Consider the following 19,766-nt stretch of genomic DNA (forward strand, 5'->3'; position numbering starts at 1 on the left):
TATTTTAGTAATGTATCAAAACTATTATTAGTTTTTAGTTATTTATTACAAAAAAAATTATTTTTACCTATTTTTGCAATATTAAAGTGCTGATGCCATATTTAAATAATGATGTGCCATATATGAACTTCTTGCATATGGACTAGCTTTTACAAATTCAAATCCTAAATCATATGCCAATTTCTCATATCTTAAGAATTGCTCAGGTTTTACATATTCAATAACTTTTTCAAAATCTCCACTTGGTGCAAGATATTGACCTATACTTAAAAACTTACAACCAACAGCTAATAAATCTTTAAATACTTGTACCATCTCCTCTTCTGTTTCACCAAGTCCTACCATCAAAGCACTTTTTGTTTGTACTTTATCTCCACCAAGTTCTTTTAGTTTTTTTAATACTTCTAAACTTCTTTCATAAGTACCATTTCTTCTAATTCTATATAAACTAGGAACTGTTTCTACATTATGTCCAATAATAGTAGCACCTGAAGCTATAACTCTTTTAAGACTTTCAACTTTACCTTTAAAATCAGGAATTAATATCTCAACTTTTGTATCAGGAGATTTTTCTATAATATCTTGTGTCACTCTAAAAAACTGTTCTGCTCCACCATCAGGCAAATCATCTCTTGCAGGACTTGTAATAACTACAAATTTAAGTCCAAGTCTTAAAACTGATGTTGTAACTTTTTGTATCTCACTTAAATCAACTTCTGTTGGTTTTCCTGTTGTTACATTACAATATGTACATCTTCTAGTACAAATATTTCCTAAAATTAAAAATGTTGCATTTTTATTTGCAAAACATTCACTAATATTTGGACATTTTGCTTCTTGACAAATAGTATGAAGTCCACCAACATCTTTTAGTAAATTTTCCATTTCTACTTGTGTATGTGGAGTTAGTTTTTTTCTTAACCACTCAGGTTTTTTAAATTTTATCTCTTTAGTCATTTTTGTACCTTACATAATTCATTATATATATTTAATTCATTTTCATTTAATTGTGATTCTAAAAGTTCAGCATTAAAAGTTCGTTTAAATGCTTCTTTTAATTTTTCTATTGCTTCATCAAAAGTCAAATTTATAGAAAAATCTTCTAGACTTGCACCAAATTTTTCATCATTTTTTATACTTATTAAAGGGATTGAACCATGTTGAAAAATCACATTTTTTGCTCTTTTTTGTGCATTTCCACCAATCTTTCTTCCATTAACAATTATATCATAAGCTTCAAATCCAACTTGACAAAAAGGACTTTTACTTAAAACTATACTTTCAATATCTTTTGCAAAAGAGGCATTTAAACCTAAACTTTTGTAAAAATCAAGTATAAATGAGCAAATCAATTCATAAGTCTCTTTTACGTTCTTATTTTCTATAAAACTTGAAGGAATTACTAAAGAATACGAAATATCATGACCATGAAATAAGACTCCACCGCCTGTAATTCTTTTTGAAAAATTATTTTCATATTCTTTTAATAAATTATCATAGTCATTTAGATTTTGTCCTACACCAAATGTAATACCTTTTTCCCACGAATAAAGCCGTAAAATAGGCATACTATCATTTTTAAAAGATTTAAATAAAGCATTATCTATATTTGTGTTACCAATTGAGTTAATATTATGTGATATAATCAATCTAAATTTTTTATTAAATATCATCTATATTTATCCTAAAATAATTTATATAAGTGTATTATAATTTAAAGTTTATTAAAATTAGAAATTAATTATAAATTTTAAGATATTTTTTATAAAGGAGTTTTATGTCACAGTTAAATTTAGAAGATATTAATCCATTAGAAACACAAGAATGGATGGAGGCTTTAGATGCAATTATTGAAGAAGAAGGAGTAGAAAGAGCTCATTTCTTGCTAGAAAAATTAATTGATAAATCTAGAAGAAGTGGAGCTCACTTACCATATAGTGCTACAACAGCTTATATAAATTCAATTTCATTAAATGAAGAGCCAAAAATGCCAGCTAATATGGATATTGAAAGAAAAATCAGATCTATTATTAGATGGAATGCTCAAATTATGGTTCAAAGAGCATCAAAAAAAGGTTTAGAACTTGGAGGACATATAGCGTCTTTTCAATCTTCTGCTACATTATATGATGTTGGGTTTAATCACTTTTTTAAAGCACCAAATGAAAAAGATGGTGGAGATTTGATATTTTTCCAAGGACACATAAGCCCTGGTATTTATGCTAGAAGTTTTGTTGAAGGAAGAATTACTCAAGATCAAATGGATAATTTTAGACAAGAGGCGTTTAATGATGGATTATCTTCATATCCACATCCTAAATTAATGCCTTCATATTGGCAATTTCCAACTGTTTCTATGGGGCTTGGACCTTTACAAGCAATCTATCAAGCAAGATTTTTAAAATATCTTACTAATAGAGGGATAAAAGATTGTTCTGCTCAAAAAGTATATTGTTTTATGGGAGATGGTGAGTGTGATGAACCTGAATCACTTGGAGCGATTGGACTTGCTGGAAGAGAAGGTTTAGATAACTTAATCTTTGTTATAAATTGTAACTTACAAAGACTTGATGGACCAGTAAGGGGAAATGGAAAAATTATCCAAGAACTTGAAGGTGAATTTAGAGGTGCTGGATGGGAAGTTCTAAAAGTTATTTGGGGAAGTTTATGGGATCCACTTTTAGCTAAAGATAAATCAGGAAAACTTCTTGAACTTATGGAAAAAACAGTTGATGGTGAATACCAAAACTTTAAACAAAAAGGTGGAGCTTATACAAGAGAAAATTTCTTTAATAAATATCCAGAAACAGCGAAACTTGTAGAAAATATGAGTGACCATGAAATTTGGAAATTAAATAGAGGAGGACATGATCCTGTTAAAGTTTATGCTGCATTTAAAAAAGCAAATGAAACAGTAGGACGACCAACTGTAATCTTAGCTAAAACTGTAAAAGGTTATGGAATGGGAGCTGCAGCTGAGGGTATGAATATTGCTCACCAAGTAAAAAAAGTAGATACAGCTAACTTAATTCAATTTAGAGATAGATTTAATCTTCCAATATCTGATGAAGAAGTTGAATCATATTCATATTATAGACCAGCTGAAGATTCAGCAGAATTTAAATACATGCAAGAAAGAAGATCAAATCTTGGAGGATATGTACCTCAAAGAAGAGAAAAATTCTCTCAAAATCTACAGATTCCTGAATTAAGCGCATTTTCTGCAATTACAGATGGTAGTGGAGATAGAGAAATTTCAACAACTATGGCATTTGTAAGAGTATTAAATGTTTTAGTTAAAGATAAAAATATTGGTAAAAAAATTGTTCCTATTGTACCTGATGAAGCTAGAACTTTTGGTATGGAAGGTATGTTTAGACAAGTTGGTATTTATTCTTCTGTTGGACAAAAATATATCCCTCAAGATAAAGACCAAGTTGCATTTTATAAAGAAGATATTAAAGGACAAGTTTTACAAGAAGGAATTAATGAACTTGGAGCTATGAGTTCATGGATTGCTGCTGCTACTTCATATTCTGTAAATGATTGTCCAATGATTCCATTTTATATTTTCTACTCAATGTTTGGATTCCAAAGAACAGCAGATTTATGTTATGCAGCAGGTGATCAAAAATCAAGAGGTTTCTTAATTGGAGGAACAAGTGGTAGAACAACTTTAAATGGTGAAGGGTTACAGCACGAAGATGGACATTCTCATATCTTAGCAAATACTATTCCAAATTGTGTTACTTATGACCCAACTTATGGGTATGAAGTTGCCGTTATTGTTCAAGATGGTATGAATAGAATGTATGGAGAAAATCAAGAAGATGTTTTCTACTATATTACAACTTTAAATGAAAACTATGTACAACCAGCTATGCCAGAAGGTGTAGAAGAAGGAATTATCAAAGGTATTTATAAAGTTAAATCTTTAGAGGCAAAAAATAACTACAAAGTTAAATTACTTGGTTCGGGGTCAATCTTCCAAGAAGTTTTAAAAGCAGCAGATATTTTAGAAAAAGAGTATGGAATTTCAAGTGAAATTTACTCTGTAACTTCTTATAATGAACTTGCACGTGAAGCTCAAGATGTAGAGAGAAATAATTTATTAAATTTAGATAAAGAAGCACAAACTTCTTATGTAAATCAAGTTTTAGGTAATGATAGTGAAAATATTATCATTAGTGCAACTGATTACATCAAAACTTATTCAGAGCAAATTGCTCCTTTTGTAAAAGGAAGTTTCAAAGCTTTAGGTACAGATGGATTTGGTAGAAGTGATAGTAGAGCAAATTTAAGAAGTTTCTTTGAAGTTGATACAAACTTTATTGTTTATACAACATTAGCACAACTTTCAATAAATGGAAAAATTGATAAAAAAGTTGCTATAGATGCTATGAAAAAATATGAGATTGATGCAAATAAAATCAATCCAAGAAATGCATAAGGAGTAAAAAATGGCAAAAATTTATGATATTTTTATTCCTGATTTAGGTGCTGATAAAGATGTTGATTTAATCGACATAATGGTCAAAGTGGGTGATATTGTTGAAGTTGAAGATGGTTTAATCACACTTGAAACTGAAAAAGCTTCTATGGATGTTCCTACAACTCATGCTGGAATTATTAAAGAAATTTTAGTAAAAGTTGGAGATAAAGTAAATAGTGGTGATTTAATTGCTAGAGTTGAAGCGCAAGATGATTCAAGTGCTGATGAGCAAAAAGAAGAAATTGCGACACCTATAAAAGTTGAAGAATCAAAAGAAGAAGTTGTTGCTGTTCAAACTCCAACTCAATTTGTAAAAGAGCAATCTATTCAATCAGTTGTTGAAGAAGTAAGAGTTCCTGATTTAGGTGCTGATAAAGATGTTGATTTAATCGATGTTATGGTTAAAGTTGGCGATATTGTTGAAGCTGACCATGGTCTAATCACACTTGAAACAGAAAAAGCATCTATGGATGTTCCTGCTCCTTTTGGTGGAGAAATAATAGAACTATTTGTACAAGTAGGTCAAAAAATAAACAGTGGTGATTTGATTGCAAAAATGATTAAAACTGTAGTTATAGAAAACAAAGTTCCAACACCAGCATTTCAAACACAAACAACTCCCACAAAAGTAGAAAAAATAGTAAATTCTACTCCAACACTTCAAGAAGTAGCAGCAATTAGTATAGAAAAAGAAGATAGTAAGGTTCTTACTAAAAAAGCTACAAAAGTTTATGCAAGTCCAAGTGTAAGAAAAATAGCAAGAGAATTTGGTGTTGATTTAGGATTTGTAAAAGGAAGTGGTGAAAAAGGAAGAATCTTAAAAGAAGATATAAAAGCTTATGTAAAAGAGCAATTAAATAAACCTGCAACTGCTTCAAATATTGGTTTTGGATTTAACTTACCTGAATCAAAAGAGATAGATTTCTCTGTATTTGGTAAAGTTGAAAGAGTTGAACTGAGTCGTGTTCAAAAAGTTTCTGGACCATTTTTACATAAAAACTATTTATCTATGCCTCACGTTACACAATTTGATGAAGCTGATATTACTGAACTTGAAGAGTTTAGAAAATCACAAAATAGTATTGCAGTAGATTTCAAACTATCTCCTTTAGTATTTATTATAAAAGCTGTTACTAAAGCTTTACAAATTCATCCAAAATTCAACGCAAGTTTAAGTAATGATGGACAAGAGTTAATTATGAAAAAATACTTTAATATTGGAGTTGCTGTTGATACGCCAAATGGTTTATTAGTTCCAGTAATCAAAGATGTTGATAAAAAAGGTTTCAAAGATATTGCTATTGAATTAGCTGAACTCTCACAAAAAGCAAGAGATGGAAAATTAACAAGTGCAGATATGAGTGGTGGTTGCTTCACCATTTCAAGCCTTGGTGGAATTGGTGGAACATATTTCACTCCAATTATAAATGCTCCTGAAGTTGCAATTTTAGGTGTTTCAAAATCTTCTATTAAACCTGTATTTGATGGTAAAGAATTTAAACCAAAATTGATTTTACCATTAAGTTTATCTTATGACCACAAAGTAATTGATGGTGCAGATGGTGCTAGATTTACTACAACTTTATCACAGCTTTTAAGTGATATTAGATTACTAAGCTTATAAGGAGTTAAGATGACAGAAATAAAAACTCAAGTTTTAGTAATCGGAGCAGGTCCTGGAGGTTATTCAGCTGCTTTTAGATGTGCGGATTTAGGATTAGAAACAACTATAGTTGAGAGATACTCAACTTTAGGTGGAGTTTGTTTAAATGTTGGTTGTATTCCATCAAAAGCTTTACTTCATGTTGCAAAAGTTGTTGAAGAAGCAAAACATATAGAAAAAGCTGGTATTTTCTATGAAGAACCAAAAATTGATATAAAAAAGATTGCTGAATACAAAAGTGGAGTTGTAAAAAAACTTACTGGTGGATTAGACGCAATGGCTAAAATGAGAAAAGTAAACCATGTACAAGGTTATGCAACATTTTTAGATGAACATAGTGTTGAAGTTGCTCTTACAAACAGTGATGAAAAAACAAAAATCACTTTTGAGTATTGTATTATAGCTGCTGGTAGTCAAAGTTCAAAAATGTCATTTATTCCTCATGAAGACCCAAGAATTTGGGATTCAACAGATGCACTTGAAGTAAAAGAAATACCAAAAAAACTTCTTATTCTTGGTGGTGGAATCATAGGTTTAGAGATGGGTACAGTTTACTCAACTTTAGGAAGTCAAGTTGATGTTGCAATTCGAGGAGAGCAACTTATGACTGGAACTGATGCTGATATAATCAAACTTTATACAAAAGCAAATAGTAACAGATTTAACATCATGTCAAAAACTCAAACTCAAAGTATTATTCCTAAAAATGAAGGAGTTTATGTAGAGTTCAAAGGTGAAAATGCACCCAAAGAAGGTATTTTATATGATGCTGTTTTAGTTGCTCTTGGAAGAAGTGCAAATGGAAATAAACTTGGACTTGAAAATACAAATGTAGAAGTAAATGAACAAGGATTAATCAAAGTTGATAATCAACTACGAACAAAAGTAAATCATATCTTTGCTATTGGAGATATCATCGGTCAACCAATGCTTGCACACAAAGCTGTACATGAAGGTCATGTAGCTGCTGAAGTTATTGCAGGGCATAAAGTATTCTTTGAACCAAAACAAATTCCATCTATTGCATATACATTCCCTGAAATTGCATGGGCTGGTATGACTGAAACTGAAGCTAAAAAAGCTGGTATCAACTATGAAGTTTCAACTTTCCCTTGGAGTGCAAGTGGTAGAGCATTAGCTAGTGATGTTTCAAATACAGGTATGACTAAACTAATTTTTGATAAAGATACACATCAACTAATTGGTGGTGCACTTGTAGGAGAAAATGCAGGAGAACTTCTTGGAGAAATCTCTTTAGCACTTGAAATGGATTGTGATGCAGAAGATATAGCTCTTACAATTCACGCTCACCCTACCCTTCACGAGTCTATTGGTATGGCTGCTGAGATTTTTGATGGAACAATCACAGATTTACCAAACGCAAAAGCTGTAAAGAGAAAATAATTTCTCTTTACAAATTTTAAAATTATTTAAATCTTTATATAAAATTCAAAAGGTGTTTTTTTTAAAATATTCCAAGTTTTTGTTTGAATACGTTCAATGAAGAATTTATCATGACTGATAAATAAAACTGTACCTTTATATTTTTCTAAAGCTTCTTGAAAAGAGATAATAGAATCAATATCCATATGATTTGTTGGCTCATCTAATATCATAAAATCAATATTTTCAAGTAATGCTTTTGCAAATAGTAATTTTTTTAGTTCACCAGAACTTGGTGTTTGATTGTTTAAAAGATTCTTAGGATTAGAAGATAATCTTGTAACTAAAGTAAATATCTCTCCTTTTTTTTCATCTGATAGATTACTAATATTTTCAAATAATTCTTTCTCATTTTTTGCATCAATTTCTTGAGGAAGGAAAAATATATCTTCTTGATTAAGATGCGAAATCAAATAGTTTATAAAAGAACTTTTACCGACACCATTATCTCCTAAAAGAGCAATTTTATCACCTTTATTTATAAAAATATCAGGGAAAAATAAAGTTTTTTCATCAGATAATTTTATACTATTTGATTTTAAAGAAAAAGGTAATAAATTATGTTTTTTTGATGAACTTTCTATAATAATTCCTTTTTTATATTCTTTATTCAAAATAATCTTTTGAGAATTTAATTGTTCTAATTTTGTATTAAAGATATCTACTTTTTTTGAGTCATTTTTATCTTTTCCTGTAAGTTTTGCTAAATTTATTTTTTCTTTACTACTTTTATCTTTTTTATCAATATTCTTTTTTGAAAATTTTGATTTACTTTGAGATACTTTTTCTTTTTGAGTTTGGATTGTTTTTTGTAAAGATAAGATTTTTTGATTTTGTTTATCAAACTCTTTTTTTAAACTATTTTGTTCTTTCTCAAATTCTAAAGTTGCATTTGAATAAGAAGTATTATATTTATAGAAATTTTTATTTTTAATGATAACAGTATTTGTACAAAGAGAATCTAATATTTCTCTATCATGACTTACAATAATACCTATTTTATCAAATTTTTTAAGAGCGATTATCACTATTTTTTTTGTTAATAAATCTAAATGATTTGTAGGTTCATCCAAAAGTAAAATATCTGTTTCACTATAAAGTGCAATAGCGATTTGTATTCTTTTTTTTTCTCCATAACTTAAACTTTCCCATCTATAAAGCCATTCATCTTCTATGGATAATAACTCTTTAAGTTTGTATTTTTTACTACTATAATCATCTCTAAATTCTTCAAATTTATCGGGTAAAGAATCCATTTTTTGATTACAATAATAAAATAAATCATTGCCGATTATTATTCCAAAATGAGGTTTCAATTTTTTTGAGATTAGTTTTAAAAGTGTTGTTTTCCCTGAACCATTTGTTCCTATTATTCCAGTCCAGCCATTTGTAAAACTAAGATTTAAATTTGTGAAAATATCTATATCTTGATATTTAAATGTAAGATTATTTATTTGTAAATGTTGCATAAAATTCCTTGATTCATTGCTATTTGAGTATCAAGGATAATTGTAGTTTTTAGATTTTATCCTTGAATTTAAAATAAAATATTCATTGTTCTTTCCTTTTTTAAATTTATTTTTTTTCGTATTCACAAATACGATTTCTTCCATCTTTTTTTGCTTTATACAAAGCTTCATCTGCATTTTTAAATAAATCTGTGTAACTATCTATTTTTTGGGATAAATAACTAATTCCAAAACTAGATGTAATTTTTATATTTTTTCGTTCATAAACAACTGTTTGTTCTTCTATAGTTTTACAAAATCTATCAACTATTTTTAAAACATTTTCTTTATTTGTATTTGTAAAAATAATACAAAACTCTTCTCCACCAATTCTACCTACCAAATCAGTTTGTCTAAAATTTTCATTTGCTAATTTTGCAATCATTTGAAGCACTTTATCACCAGCATCATGCCCAAAAGTATCATTTACTTTTTTGAAAAAATCAATATCAAAAATCACTAAAGATAAAAAACTTTTATCCTCTTTTGCTGTTTTAAAAATCAAATCCATTTGTTCATCTATAAATCTACGGTTATAAAGTCCTGTTAAAGCATCGACATTTGCCAGTTGCTTAAACTTTTTATTCATTCTTGAAATATTTATAAGTTGTTTATCACTTTCATGTGTAAAAACACCAAACATTACAATTGCTGTTGCAAAAATAAGAAAACTACTAAAATATGAAATTATACTTACATATTTCCCATCCAAAATTACAAGAGCAGGATTATAAAAAAACCAAATTTCTAAAAATATCCACAAAGGTATTCCTGCAAATGTAAATATCCATTTTTTCTTTCCTATTTCATCTCTAAAAAAAATCAAAGACATCCCTACACCTGGAACTAAATAGTACTGAAAATAGAACTCTTTACCAAAAACAATAGCTAAAAAACAAATAGAAATATATGCAAATATCAAAAATGCTATTCGAGAAGCAATATATCTCTTTTTATAATTTAAATAATATGGAAGTAACATAACAAAACTTACAAATAAAAGCACGATAGATAAATAGTGAGTTTTATTTATGAAAAAATCAATTATAATCATATTTAAAATAAAAATAAAATTCACCAAAGAGATAATATTTACAAGTTTTATTTTTCCAGCTAACCAAGAATCAGTTTCTTGGTTTATACCTATTTCAATAACTTTTTTTATGGATTGATTCATTTTTTAACTAATTTTTTATTTTATAGAAATATATATTTCTACTTCATCCTCTTTTGCATACTTTTCAAAATCATAATTATAAGCTCTTTCATATTCACACTCAGTTGAGTTAAAATAGTTCCATACATCATGCCAAGCATCGATAACTACTTCTGGAAATTCACCTTTTTTTGAAAATACTAAATATCTATCTTTTTCTATTGTTATAGCATTTTTTGGTTTTGTAACTTCAACACCAATTGTATAATCATAATCAGAATTTACATCTTTTTCATACTTATTATAAACTCCATACATAGCTAAACTTTTTGATTTATTTAAAGTTTTTCCCTCTATGTTTTCATCTACATATCTTTGCCATAGTTGTGGTATTTGTGCAGTTGTTTCATCTAATTCTGTTACATTATTTGTTCTTATTGTAATTCCTGCAACATAAAACTTTTCTAAATATTTTACTTTCATCTTTTCTCTTTATTATTTATTTTTGAAAAGATATATTACTATAATATTTTTTTATATTGGTTTTAGTTGCTTATATACTTTTTTAACTATTTATATTTCTATCTCCATTTTGGATCAAAAGTTACTCTTTCCCCATCGTCGGTTGTATATTCTTCTAGAGAATTTTCTCTTGATTGAACAACTAAATAAATCATTGTTTCATCTGAATCATTTCTAATACCTCTTATTCCATCTGGTGCTACACGAATAACAGAACCCTCTTTTATTTCAAAAGCTTTGCCATCTACTTGAAAATAACCCAAACCTTTTAAAATTATATATGTTTCTTCGTTTTTATGGTGGATATGAAAATAAGGTTGTTCAGTTTTAGGAGCTAAAGAATTAAAAGAAATTTCTGTACCTGTAGCGTTTGTTGGTTCTTTTAAATATACTTTACCTTCAATTTTTTGTTTATTAATTTGATGAATTAATGAATATTCCATCAATTCATCAAGATTTCCTAGATTTATCGCAGTGTAGTTTCTATCTTCTACTATTTTTTCAATTACTTTCATTTTTTATTCCTATATAAATTTCTTGACTAATTAGTCAAGAATATTATAGCGATTAGTTGACTTATTAGTCAATTAGATTTTATTGCTTTTTTATTATATATATTTTTATATCATCAATATTTATTTATTCAGATTTTGGATATTGTTTCGATATTTTAATATCAAACATCTTGCAAAAATTACTAAAGTTTTAGATGTTGATATTAAAAAGTTTTTTGAAGAATAATGTGACTATAAATTCAACTATTTTTGCTTGTAAATCCTAAAATATAACCATTTATATCTTTTATATAAAACTCTTTTTGCCCGTACCAAGTGGTTTTGATTTCTTTATAAATGCTTACTTTATCTTTTATTTTTAAATATAATTCATCTACATTTTCAACTTCGATATACATAGTCAAAGAAGCACCAAGATTTTGAAAAAAATCTCCAACATCTTCTTTTAAACTTTCTATACTTTGAAGCATTAAAGAAACATTATCTTTATGTATCATCGCCCAAACATAGTTTAATTCTTTTTTAATTTGTGTATCAAAAATAGTTTTTGATTCATCAACTAGCATTTGTACTTCAAAATCAAAGTTTTCTTGATAATACTTTATAGTTTTTGGTATATCTTTAACTGCTAAATTTAATGTTATTGATTTCAATTTTTTATTCCTTTTGTTTTTATTTACTTTTTAAATTACTTATTTGATTATATAAGTCTTTTGTCATCTTTGATAGAGGTTGTTTATTAAAATCTTCTTCTTTGTAATAATTTCTAAATACTTTTTTATAATCTTCTTCAGTTAATATTTTAAATTTATCTAAAAAATCTTTGTTTTTTGGTGTATATTTTAAATCATTTTCAAAAATATCATTTATATATTTACTATGAACTGTATTATATAAAGATTCAAGATGTAAAATCTTTGAATTCTTACAATTTGTATTTGATATAAGTTTTACTTTTTTTACTTGATTCAAATCTAAAGTAAAATCAAATCTAAAATCACCATTTTTTATCTCATAAGGACTTAAACAATTTTCTCTAAAAGTATCAACATCACTTTTTATTTTATTACAAAATGCACAAGATGGCAAAAGATTTGAAATACTAAGTGATAAAAATGGATAAATTGATTTTGGGAAAAAGTGTTCAATATCTGGTGATTGATTTTTATTATCTCCACCTACACTATTTTCTTTATAAATAGGATTTACAAAATTTCTATTGCAATATGGGCAAACATTTATATTTTCAAATAAATTAAAAAATTGTTTTTTTAACTTTTTATTTCCACTTAATTGCTTTTCATATAAATCTTCAAAAATATCTTTATATTCTTCAAAATCTGTTACTATATATCTTCGACTAAGAATATACTCATTATCTCGTATAAGTTCTTTAATCTCTTCAAAACTTCCAACTAATACTTTAAACCAATCTAAACTTTCTAATTGAGTTTTTATAATTGAATTTGTGATTTTTGATATTCCAATTTGGATTTTTTCATAAAAAATAAAAACTGAAAATTGCTTTGCATATTCATCATCTTTTAATGTACCTAAATTAGAATAGTTTTTATTTTTAATACTTTCAATAATTTCATTTTTAAATTTTATAAAATTTGGCTCGTTTTCTTTTTCTATTAAATGAAAAACTCTTTTTTCAGCACTATTATCGACACTAATCATTTTCTAATTTCCAATAATTTCATCAATACTTTTGTTTGAGTAAATTGAGAATACTTCTCTAACTCTTTTTCAATTTCTTCATTTTTCTTATTTTTTAAATTATTTACAATCTCCATTATGTCATCTTTAACTAAAGATTTTATTTCATCTTCAAGTTTATTTCTTAAAAGTGGTTCACCAATACTTTTTACTATTTTTAAATTATCTAATGCTTTTTCATTAGGCATAAATTCATCAGGATTTTTTTCTTTTTTCTCTTTATATTCATCTATTATTTTTATAGCTTCATTTATTTTATTTTGTGCAAATTTACCCATAAAATCATCTACAAAAAAACTATCTGCATAAATATCATAAATATTTGCACCAAATGTACTTTTAGTAAAATCTTGTTTGTCTTCTGAAAAGTTTAAATTATCTTTTCTTTTTCTCAAAAATACAACTCTATCATTTGTAATATCTGATAATATAATCGGAGAATGTGTTGCATAAAGTACATAAAACTTATTATTTGGATAATCTTTTTTTAGAAATTTTATTATTAAATCAGATATAAAAACTCTTTGCCACTCTAAATGAAGTTTTAAATCAGCTTCATCTAAAAGTATCAAAATATTTTCATTTTGTTTTTCTTGATTAATTTTCTGAATTGCGTCATTTATTCTTGCATTTATTATCTCTTTTGCTTTTTGACCAGAAGAAATTGGAGGATTATAAGTAAAACTAAAAGGGTGAATTGTATCTTTTATAAACTCATTATATTTATCAAAATCTTTTCCTTCAAATGGAGTAGAAATAAGAATATCTGGACATTTTTTATTATACAACACTAATAATTCAAAGTTAAAATCTCTCTCATCTTTTAAATCCTTATATAAAAATCCTTTATCATCTTTTTCAAAAGATTTATTTTTTAAAAGATGTGATAAATAAACATAAATTGCTTTATAATTTACATCTTTTTTATCTTCATTTTCTCTTATAAATTTTTCTACTTTTTTCAATATTAATAATTTAAGTATCTCATCATCCAAATTTTCCAAATCATTTATTACTGTGTCATAGAACAAAGAATAGTTATTTTCAATAATTTTTTTAATTTCATTTATCGTTTTTTGTTTATAATCTATTAGTTCTTCATTTGTTTTTGAAAATTTATGATGTATAACTTTTTTACTAAATAATAATAAATCATTTATCTTATTTTCCATAAATAATTTTTTAATAAACTCATCCAAAATACCAAATTCTAAAGATAAATAATAAATTTTATACAAATTAAATATTTTCTTTATTTGTTTAATATTACTTGTTTTAAACTCTATTATTTCAAGACATGTTTCAAGAATTTTTTTGATATTAAAATACCTAAATACTCTTTCTTCATCTTTTTTCTTAAAATGAGATATTTTGAATAATTCCTTTATTTCATCTAAAAATATTTTGATTTCTTCATTACTTTTCTCAGAAATATTAAAATCAATTTTTAAGAGTTCATCTATAAATTTATCATTAAATAATTGATTTTTATAAACCTTCATTCTTTCTTCAACTTTTTCAAATATCTCATTTTTATCTATATTATGAATAACAAAAAAACTCTCAAAATCTTTTTCGTATTTTTCTAAATATTCATTCAGTAATATTTCATCATTTTTAAATTCATTTATATATAATTTTTCTTCATCAAAATAAAATTTGATGATGTCTTTTCTAATAAAATCAGATAATTGATGAAAAATCTGTTCAAATTTTTCAGAATCTTTTTTATTTCTTATTTCATCCATTGTTCTTTCAAAAAGTAAAATATATGAATCTTTTATAAACTCTTTTGCATCTTCAAAAAATGTTTTTGATGGATTTGGTTGGGCAACATAATTAAATTTGCTCATTCTATGTAAATCACTGATTTCTAATAATTCTAGTTTTTTTTCTAAACTATTTTCATTTATTTTATTAAGCAAATATATATTTGAAATATCAAAATCATCATTTAGATTTTCATTTATTTTTTCTAATATTGAACTATAATAGATTGATTTGAATTTTCTTTTTTGTGATATTTTTTTATCATCTATTTTAATAATAAACTTTTCATCTTCATCAAATTGAATGTCATTTTTTTTATAATATTCATTTTCTTTAATTTTAAACAAATCATTTTCTATCACATAAAAATTGTTATTTTCTTCATAAATGCAAATAGAATATTCATTTTTTTTATCTCTTATAGAGTTTAAAAGTACACTTTTTCCTGTTCCATTTTCACCAATAAGCACACCAATATCAATATTTTTTGAATAAAAATCTTCTATAAAATTTGGATTTTCTTCCTTATTAAAATAAAATTCATTTTGCGTAGATTTTTCTTTATCAAGAGTAAATTTATATTTTTTTGATAGATGAATTATCGAACCTTTTTCAAAAGTTCCAAAGTCATCATAAAAGTAGATAAAAAGTAGTCGCATTTTGTTTCCAAGTTTTTAAATAATAAATTATTCTATCAAAACAATTGTTTATTTATCATCTAATAAAACTTGATAATTCAAATTATCTATTTTCTTTCTAAAACTCAAATGTTAAAAACAGTATTTTTACTTTCCGATAGTATTTTTAACCTTTATAAAACAACATTTTAAATAAAATAATTTTTTATTTATAAAGGTTATTTATGTTTTTAAAAAATATTCACTATGTTATAGCTTTTTTTCTAATTGTTTTATCTGTTTTGCTAACTATTTTAGTTCCAGGTGGACCAATTGAAACAAGAGATTTTTCGCACTATAGTGAGACTATTTTAACTTTATTTAATATCTTTCTTACTTCTTTAGGACTTTTGAGTTTTGTAGTTGCATTTCTAATAGTAAAAAAGAAAAAACATTCTATTATTTTGAGTACTATTATTGCCCTACTTTATATTTTTATATATTTAATTGATTTATTTGAAATTTTCCCAACAAGTCCTATGTCTATGTCATCAAGCCTATTTTTCATAGAAATTTTTAGTACTATTTTAGGGATTATTCTGATATTTTTGTGTAGCAAATACAATAATTTAGAGATAGACAATAGTGAAAATATCACTATAATAAAATTCTCTTTTTATAAGATTCTTACTCTAGTTCTTATTTTACTATTTGCTATTGGGATAGTAATCTTCGCAACAAAATCTGCAATGGGACAATAAATATATTTTTTATTTTAAAAATTTAAAGTCCTCTCTCTCGCAAACTCAATAGCATTAGAAACAGCTTTTTTAGCTTGTGGGGAGTTTTTCCAACAACTACTTCCTAAAATATCTGAAACTATATCTGTTATTTCTTCTACACTACTATTTGAAAGTTTTTCTAAAGAGTCAATTCCTATTTGTTCAAATCTTTTTATTACAGTTTCGCCTACAAACTTTATTTTTAAAAGTTCTTCTTTTTCTTCTTTTGAAAATGCCATAAAATATCCTTTTTTATTTTAATTTATTTTTCCATACTAAAATTTATTAGCTCAATATCATCTCTTTTTACTACATTTTTCTTAACTTCCATAAACTCAAACTTTTCAAAAAATGATTTTGCAGTTATACTTACATCAACTTTGATTTTAGCTATGTTTTCTTCTTTTACGATTTTAAATATATGATTTAAAAGTAATTTTCCAATACCACTATTTTGATATTTATAATGAACATAAAAACAATCATAATTTATAAGAAAAAATTGTTTATTTAACATCTATAATTCATTGGTTGATATTTTAAACCTAGATGCTCTTTTTGTTCACCACTTATTTTAAAACCAAAAGATTCATAAGTTTTTATAGCATAAATTGATGAATTTACACTCACAGTTGAAACATCAAAATTCTCTTTGATATAGTTCCAAAGCTCTTTTGCAATTCCTTTTTTATGATATTTTTCATCAACAAAAAGATGAAAAAGTCGAGTTTTATCTTTGATTGCTATAAATCCTACGATTTCATCTTTTATCACATAAACAAAATGCTCATACTCTAAACTAGAAATTCTTTTTTCAAAACTCTCTTGTGAAAGTTCATCTTCAAACCATTTTGGTACTTCTTTTTCAAAAATATATTTTGTTAAATCTTTTGATATTACACTTAATCTCAAAGCATCTAAAGTTTTTGCTTTTCCTATAAAATATTCAACATCAGGAAAAATATTTATCATTTCATCATAAGTTTTATTTTTTTTCAAAGCTTCAACTACAACATCTAAAGGTTTTGAATAAATCTTTGCTAAATCAAACTCATTTTTTTCTAGTTTAAAAGCGAGTTGTTCCAAAGGTGGAGTAAACTGTGCATTTACACCTTTTTTATTTCCTCTTGCATCGATTTTATACCAACCAAACTTTTTTAAATAAATCGCATTTAATCCATGTAAACAATAAATATCTTTTTTATATTCACTACAAGATAATCTTTGATAACAAAATCCCGTGGGAATACCATTTGCTCTTAAAAGTGCTGATAAAAGATGAGATTTTGCATAACACCAACCAGTTTTGTATTTCAAAACATCACTAGCTTTATAAGTAGTTATTTCATCTTTAAAATCACCACTATGATTGATATTGTCTCTTACATAAATAAAACAATTCTTCGCTATTTCTTCATCTGTTTTACAATCTTTTGCCAACTCTTGTGCAAGAGCTAAAACTTCTTTATTGTTAAAATCAATTATTTGGGTTTCTTCTAAAAATTCTTTCATTTTAAATTTTCAAACTCTTTCATCTCAAGCTTTATAAAACTTTCTATCATAGCTTTATAAACGTTTTCAACAACTTCTTCATTTGCACCATTTAATCGTGCAATATTTTTTACTTTTGAAATTACTTCTTCCACTCTTTTAGAAGCTTTTACAGCATCACTATCTTTTTTAAATTTAGCAGCTTGTTTTACAAAAGTACCTCTTAAAGCGATTAATTTTACTATTTGCTCATCGATATTATTTATGTTATTTCTTACTTCATCTATTGAATTACATTCAATCATTTTACTTCTTTATTTTAAATTTTTTAAGATATTTTTTTATATAAGGTTTGAAAGATTCTAACAAGTATTTACTAAATAAATCACTTTTATATAAGAAACTATTAGTTAAAATTTCACAAATTTATTTTCTCAGGGCAAGGTGAAATTCCTTACTGGTGGTAACTATTTTATAGAAGTCCACGAGCGCCTTATATTTTATAAGGGTCAAGCAGATTTGGTGAGAATCCAAAACCAACAGTCATAGTCTGGATGAAAGAGAAGATTAAACTTTATTATTTGTTAAAAAAATTAGGTTTATTGCCCTGATTCAATAAGTTTACTTTATAAAAAAGGAAAACTATGAATCAACAAAAAAATATTGAAAATGCTATAAAAGCACTTCAAAATGGAACTGGTATTATCATCACTGATGATAAAAATAGAGAAAACGAAGCTGATATTATCTTTCATGCAAATACGATTACTGAAAAACAAATGGCACTACTAATAAGAGAATGTAGTGGTATCGTATGCTTATGTTTGACACCTCAAAAGGTAAAAGAATTAAATCTTCCTATGATGGTTGAAACAAATCATTCTAAATTTCAAACACCTTTTACAATTTCAATAGAAGCAAAAGAAGGTATATCTACTGGTGTTAGTGCAAAAGACAGAGTTACAACTATAAAATCAGCTCTAAAAAAAGATGGGATAAATCATATAATCTCTCCTGGACATATATTTCCATTGTGTGCAAAAAATGGTGGTGTTTTAGAAAGAAATGGACATACTGAAGCAAGTATTGATATAATTAAAATTGCAAATTTAGAACCAAATGCTGTTTTATGTGAGATAACAAATGAAGATGGTTCTATGGCAAAAGGTGAACAAATTATAAATTTTGCAAAAAAACACTCTATGCCAATTATTAGTATTGAAGAAATTATTGAATATAGATTAAAAAAGGAAATTCTATGAATATAATCGATTTTGAAAATTTAAATGTAGGATATGATGAAAAAATCGTTTTAAAAGATGTAAATCTAAAGATTAAACAAGGTGAACATTGGGCAATTTTAGGAGCAAATGGAAGTGGAAAATCAACTTTGATGAAAGTTATCCAATCTGAAATTCATCCAAGAAGAGATAAACCATTTAAAAAAGAGATTTTAGGAAAAGCAACTTATTCTATTTTTGAGCTTAGAAAAGAGTTAGGAATTATAACAAATGATTTACATAACTATTTTGCAAGAGAAGCTGGTTATCTTAGTGGATTTGAAGTTGTTTTAAGTGGACATTATAGTTCTGTTGGGATATTTACACATCAAGACTTTACAAAAGAACAAATCACAAAAGCAAAAGAGGTTTTAGAGTTTTTGGATATTATTGATTTAAAAGATAAAAGAGTTGCTGAGATGAGTACAGGACAACTAAGAAAATGTATAGTTGGACGGGCACTTATTCATGAACCAAAAGCATTTATTTTAGATGAGCCAACAGTTGGACTTGATATAAAAGCTCAAATAAATTTTATAAAAATGTTAAAAAAACTTTCTATTAATTCATCTATTATTTTGGTAACTCATCACTTAGAAGAGATTTTTGAAGAAATTGAAAATGTAGCATTGATTTATGATAATACAATCTATAAAAGTGGTAAAAAAGAAGAAATTCTAACAAGTGAAAATTTATCAAAGATTTTTGAAACAAAACTAACAATAGGTGAAAAAAACAATAGATATTTTGTAGAAGAAATTTTATAAATAATTTAAAAAAATATATATTTATCTAAAGTCATACT

General features: G+C 25.9%; 19 protein-coding genes and 1 riboswitch. Of the genes, 6 read left to right on the forward strand and 13 right to left on the reverse strand.

The features are described from left to right. Positions 1-81: 81 nt before the first annotated feature. Entirely contained in the window at positions 82-957 is an 876-nt protein-coding gene (gene lipA / locus ADFLV_RS08695; protein ID WP_014474387.1) for a lipoyl synthase, read from the reverse strand. Then, positions 954-1,673: a lipoate--protein ligase family protein gene (locus ADFLV_RS08700; RefSeq protein WP_129010607.1), complete on the reverse strand. Its 720-nt coding sequence runs from the start codon at positions 1,671-1,673 to the stop codon at positions 954-956. Before ADFLV_RS08700 ends, lipA begins: the two co-directional genes overlap by 4 nt. A 104-nt stretch (positions 1,674-1,777) precedes the next feature. On the opposite strand from ADFLV_RS08700, the gene aceE reads away from it, so the two are divergent. From aceE to lpdA, 3 genes are read left to right on the forward strand one after another with little or no spacing between them, the layout of a single operon-like run. Next, entirely contained in the window at positions 1,778-4,450 is a 2,673-nt protein-coding gene (aceE, locus tag ADFLV_RS08705) for a pyruvate dehydrogenase (acetyl-transferring), homodimeric type (RefSeq protein ID WP_014474389.1), read from the forward strand. Positions 4,451-4,460: 10 nt separating this feature from the next. After that, a complete protein-coding gene (locus ADFLV_RS08710; RefSeq protein ID WP_129010606.1) occupies positions 4,461-6,116 on the forward strand; it encodes a dihydrolipoyllysine-residue acetyltransferase in 1,656 nt (551 codons plus the stop codon). A 9-nt stretch (positions 6,117-6,125) separates the two neighbouring features. Further along, complete coding sequence (gene lpdA, locus ADFLV_RS08715) at positions 6,126-7,559, forward strand: dihydrolipoyl dehydrogenase (RefSeq protein ID WP_129010605.1); 1,434 nt, start codon at positions 6,126-6,128, stop codon at positions 7,557-7,559. Between the two features lie 26 nt (positions 7,560-7,585). Here lpdA and ADFLV_RS08720 read toward each other — a convergent pair whose 3' ends face one another. The 7 genes from ADFLV_RS08720 to ADFLV_RS08750 all read right to left on the reverse strand — a co-directional run bounded on the left by ADFLV_RS08720 (position 7,586) and on the right by ADFLV_RS08750 (position 15,450). Next, complete coding sequence (locus tag ADFLV_RS08720) at positions 7,586-9,067, reverse strand: ATP-binding cassette domain-containing protein (RefSeq protein ID WP_129010604.1); 1,482 nt, start codon at positions 9,065-9,067, stop codon at positions 7,586-7,588. Between the two features lie 106 nt (positions 9,068-9,173). Next, the gene (locus tag ADFLV_RS08725; RefSeq protein ID WP_129010603.1) at positions 9,174-10,283 is read right to left on the reverse strand and encodes a GGDEF domain-containing protein; all 1,110 of its coding nucleotides are present in this window, start codon (positions 10,281-10,283) and stop codon (positions 9,174-9,176) included. A 15-nt stretch (positions 10,284-10,298) separates the two neighbouring features. Next, positions 10,299-10,745 carry a GyrI-like domain-containing protein gene (locus ADFLV_RS08730; protein WP_014474395.1) on the reverse strand — a complete coding sequence of 149 codons (447 nt, stop codon included), beginning with the start codon at positions 10,743-10,745 and terminating at the stop codon, positions 10,299-10,301. 98 nt (positions 10,746-10,843) lie between these two features. Further along, a complete protein-coding gene (locus tag ADFLV_RS08735; RefSeq protein WP_129010602.1) occupies positions 10,844-11,299 on the reverse strand; it encodes a cupin domain-containing protein in 456 nt (151 codons plus the stop codon). Between the two features lie 239 nt (positions 11,300-11,538). Further along, on the reverse strand, positions 11,539-11,952 hold the full coding sequence (locus tag ADFLV_RS08740) for a VOC family protein (protein WP_129010601.1): 414 nt from the start codon (positions 11,950-11,952) through the stop codon (positions 11,539-11,541). A 19-nt stretch (positions 11,953-11,971) separates the two neighbouring features. After that, on the reverse strand, positions 11,972-12,982 hold the full coding sequence (locus tag ADFLV_RS08745) for an HNH endonuclease family protein (RefSeq protein WP_129010600.1): 1,011 nt from the start codon (positions 12,980-12,982) through the stop codon (positions 11,972-11,974). Then, complete coding sequence (locus ADFLV_RS08750; RefSeq protein ID WP_129010599.1) at positions 12,979-15,450, reverse strand: hypothetical protein; 2,472 nt, start codon at positions 15,448-15,450, stop codon at positions 12,979-12,981. Before ADFLV_RS08750 ends, ADFLV_RS08745 begins: the two co-directional genes overlap by 4 nt. Positions 15,451-15,653: 203 nt before the next feature. On the opposite strand from ADFLV_RS08750, the gene ADFLV_RS08755 reads away from it, so the two are divergent. Next, a complete protein-coding gene (locus tag ADFLV_RS08755; protein ID WP_129010598.1) occupies positions 15,654-16,169 on the forward strand; it encodes a DUF8051 family protein in 516 nt (171 codons plus the stop codon). A gap of 14 nt (positions 16,170-16,183) precedes the next feature. Here the strand turns inward: ADFLV_RS08755 and ADFLV_RS08760 are convergent, their stop codons facing one another. The 4 genes from ADFLV_RS08760 to ADFLV_RS08775 are packed head-to-tail and all read right to left on the reverse strand — an operon-like array spanning position 16,184 to position 17,986. Then, complete coding sequence (locus ADFLV_RS08760; RefSeq protein ID WP_129010597.1) at positions 16,184-16,429, reverse strand: helix-hairpin-helix domain-containing protein; 246 nt, start codon at positions 16,427-16,429, stop codon at positions 16,184-16,186. Between the two features lie 23 nt (positions 16,430-16,452). Further along, positions 16,453-16,707: a GNAT family N-acetyltransferase gene (locus ADFLV_RS08765; RefSeq protein WP_129010596.1), complete on the reverse strand. Its 255-nt coding sequence runs from the start codon at positions 16,705-16,707 to the stop codon at positions 16,453-16,455. Beyond that, positions 16,701-17,702, reverse strand: a complete 1,002-nt coding sequence (locus ADFLV_RS08770; protein WP_164968486.1) for a GNAT family N-acetyltransferase — start codon at positions 17,700-17,702, stop codon at positions 16,701-16,703. The genes ADFLV_RS08765 and ADFLV_RS08770 overlap by 7 nt, the downstream gene beginning before the upstream one ends. Next, the gene (locus ADFLV_RS08775; protein WP_129010595.1) at positions 17,699-17,986 is read right to left on the reverse strand and encodes a chorismate mutase; all 288 of its coding nucleotides are present in this window, start codon (positions 17,984-17,986) and stop codon (positions 17,699-17,701) included. Before ADFLV_RS08775 ends, ADFLV_RS08770 begins: the two co-directional genes overlap by 4 nt. Before the next feature lie 121 nt (positions 17,987-18,107). Next, positions 18,108-18,251, forward strand: a riboswitch (FMN riboswitch). A gap of 74 nt (positions 18,252-18,325) precedes the next feature. On the opposite strand from ADFLV_RS08775, the gene ribB reads away from it, so the two are divergent. Both ribB and ADFLV_RS08785 read left to right on the forward strand, forming a co-directional pair. Continuing rightward, on the forward strand, positions 18,326-18,943 hold the full coding sequence (ribB, locus tag ADFLV_RS08780) for a 3,4-dihydroxy-2-butanone-4-phosphate synthase (protein ID WP_129010594.1): 618 nt from the start codon (positions 18,326-18,328) through the stop codon (positions 18,941-18,943). Further along, complete coding sequence (locus ADFLV_RS08785; RefSeq protein ID WP_129010593.1) at positions 18,940-19,728, forward strand: ABC transporter ATP-binding protein; 789 nt, start codon at positions 18,940-18,942, stop codon at positions 19,726-19,728. Before ribB ends, ADFLV_RS08785 begins: the two co-directional genes overlap by 4 nt. Positions 19,729-19,766 lie beyond the last annotated feature (38 nt).

The sequence above is a fragment of the Arcobacter defluvii genome (assembly GCF_013201725.1).
GTDB lineage: Bacteria > Campylobacterota > Campylobacteria > Campylobacterales > Arcobacteraceae > Aliarcobacter > Aliarcobacter defluvii.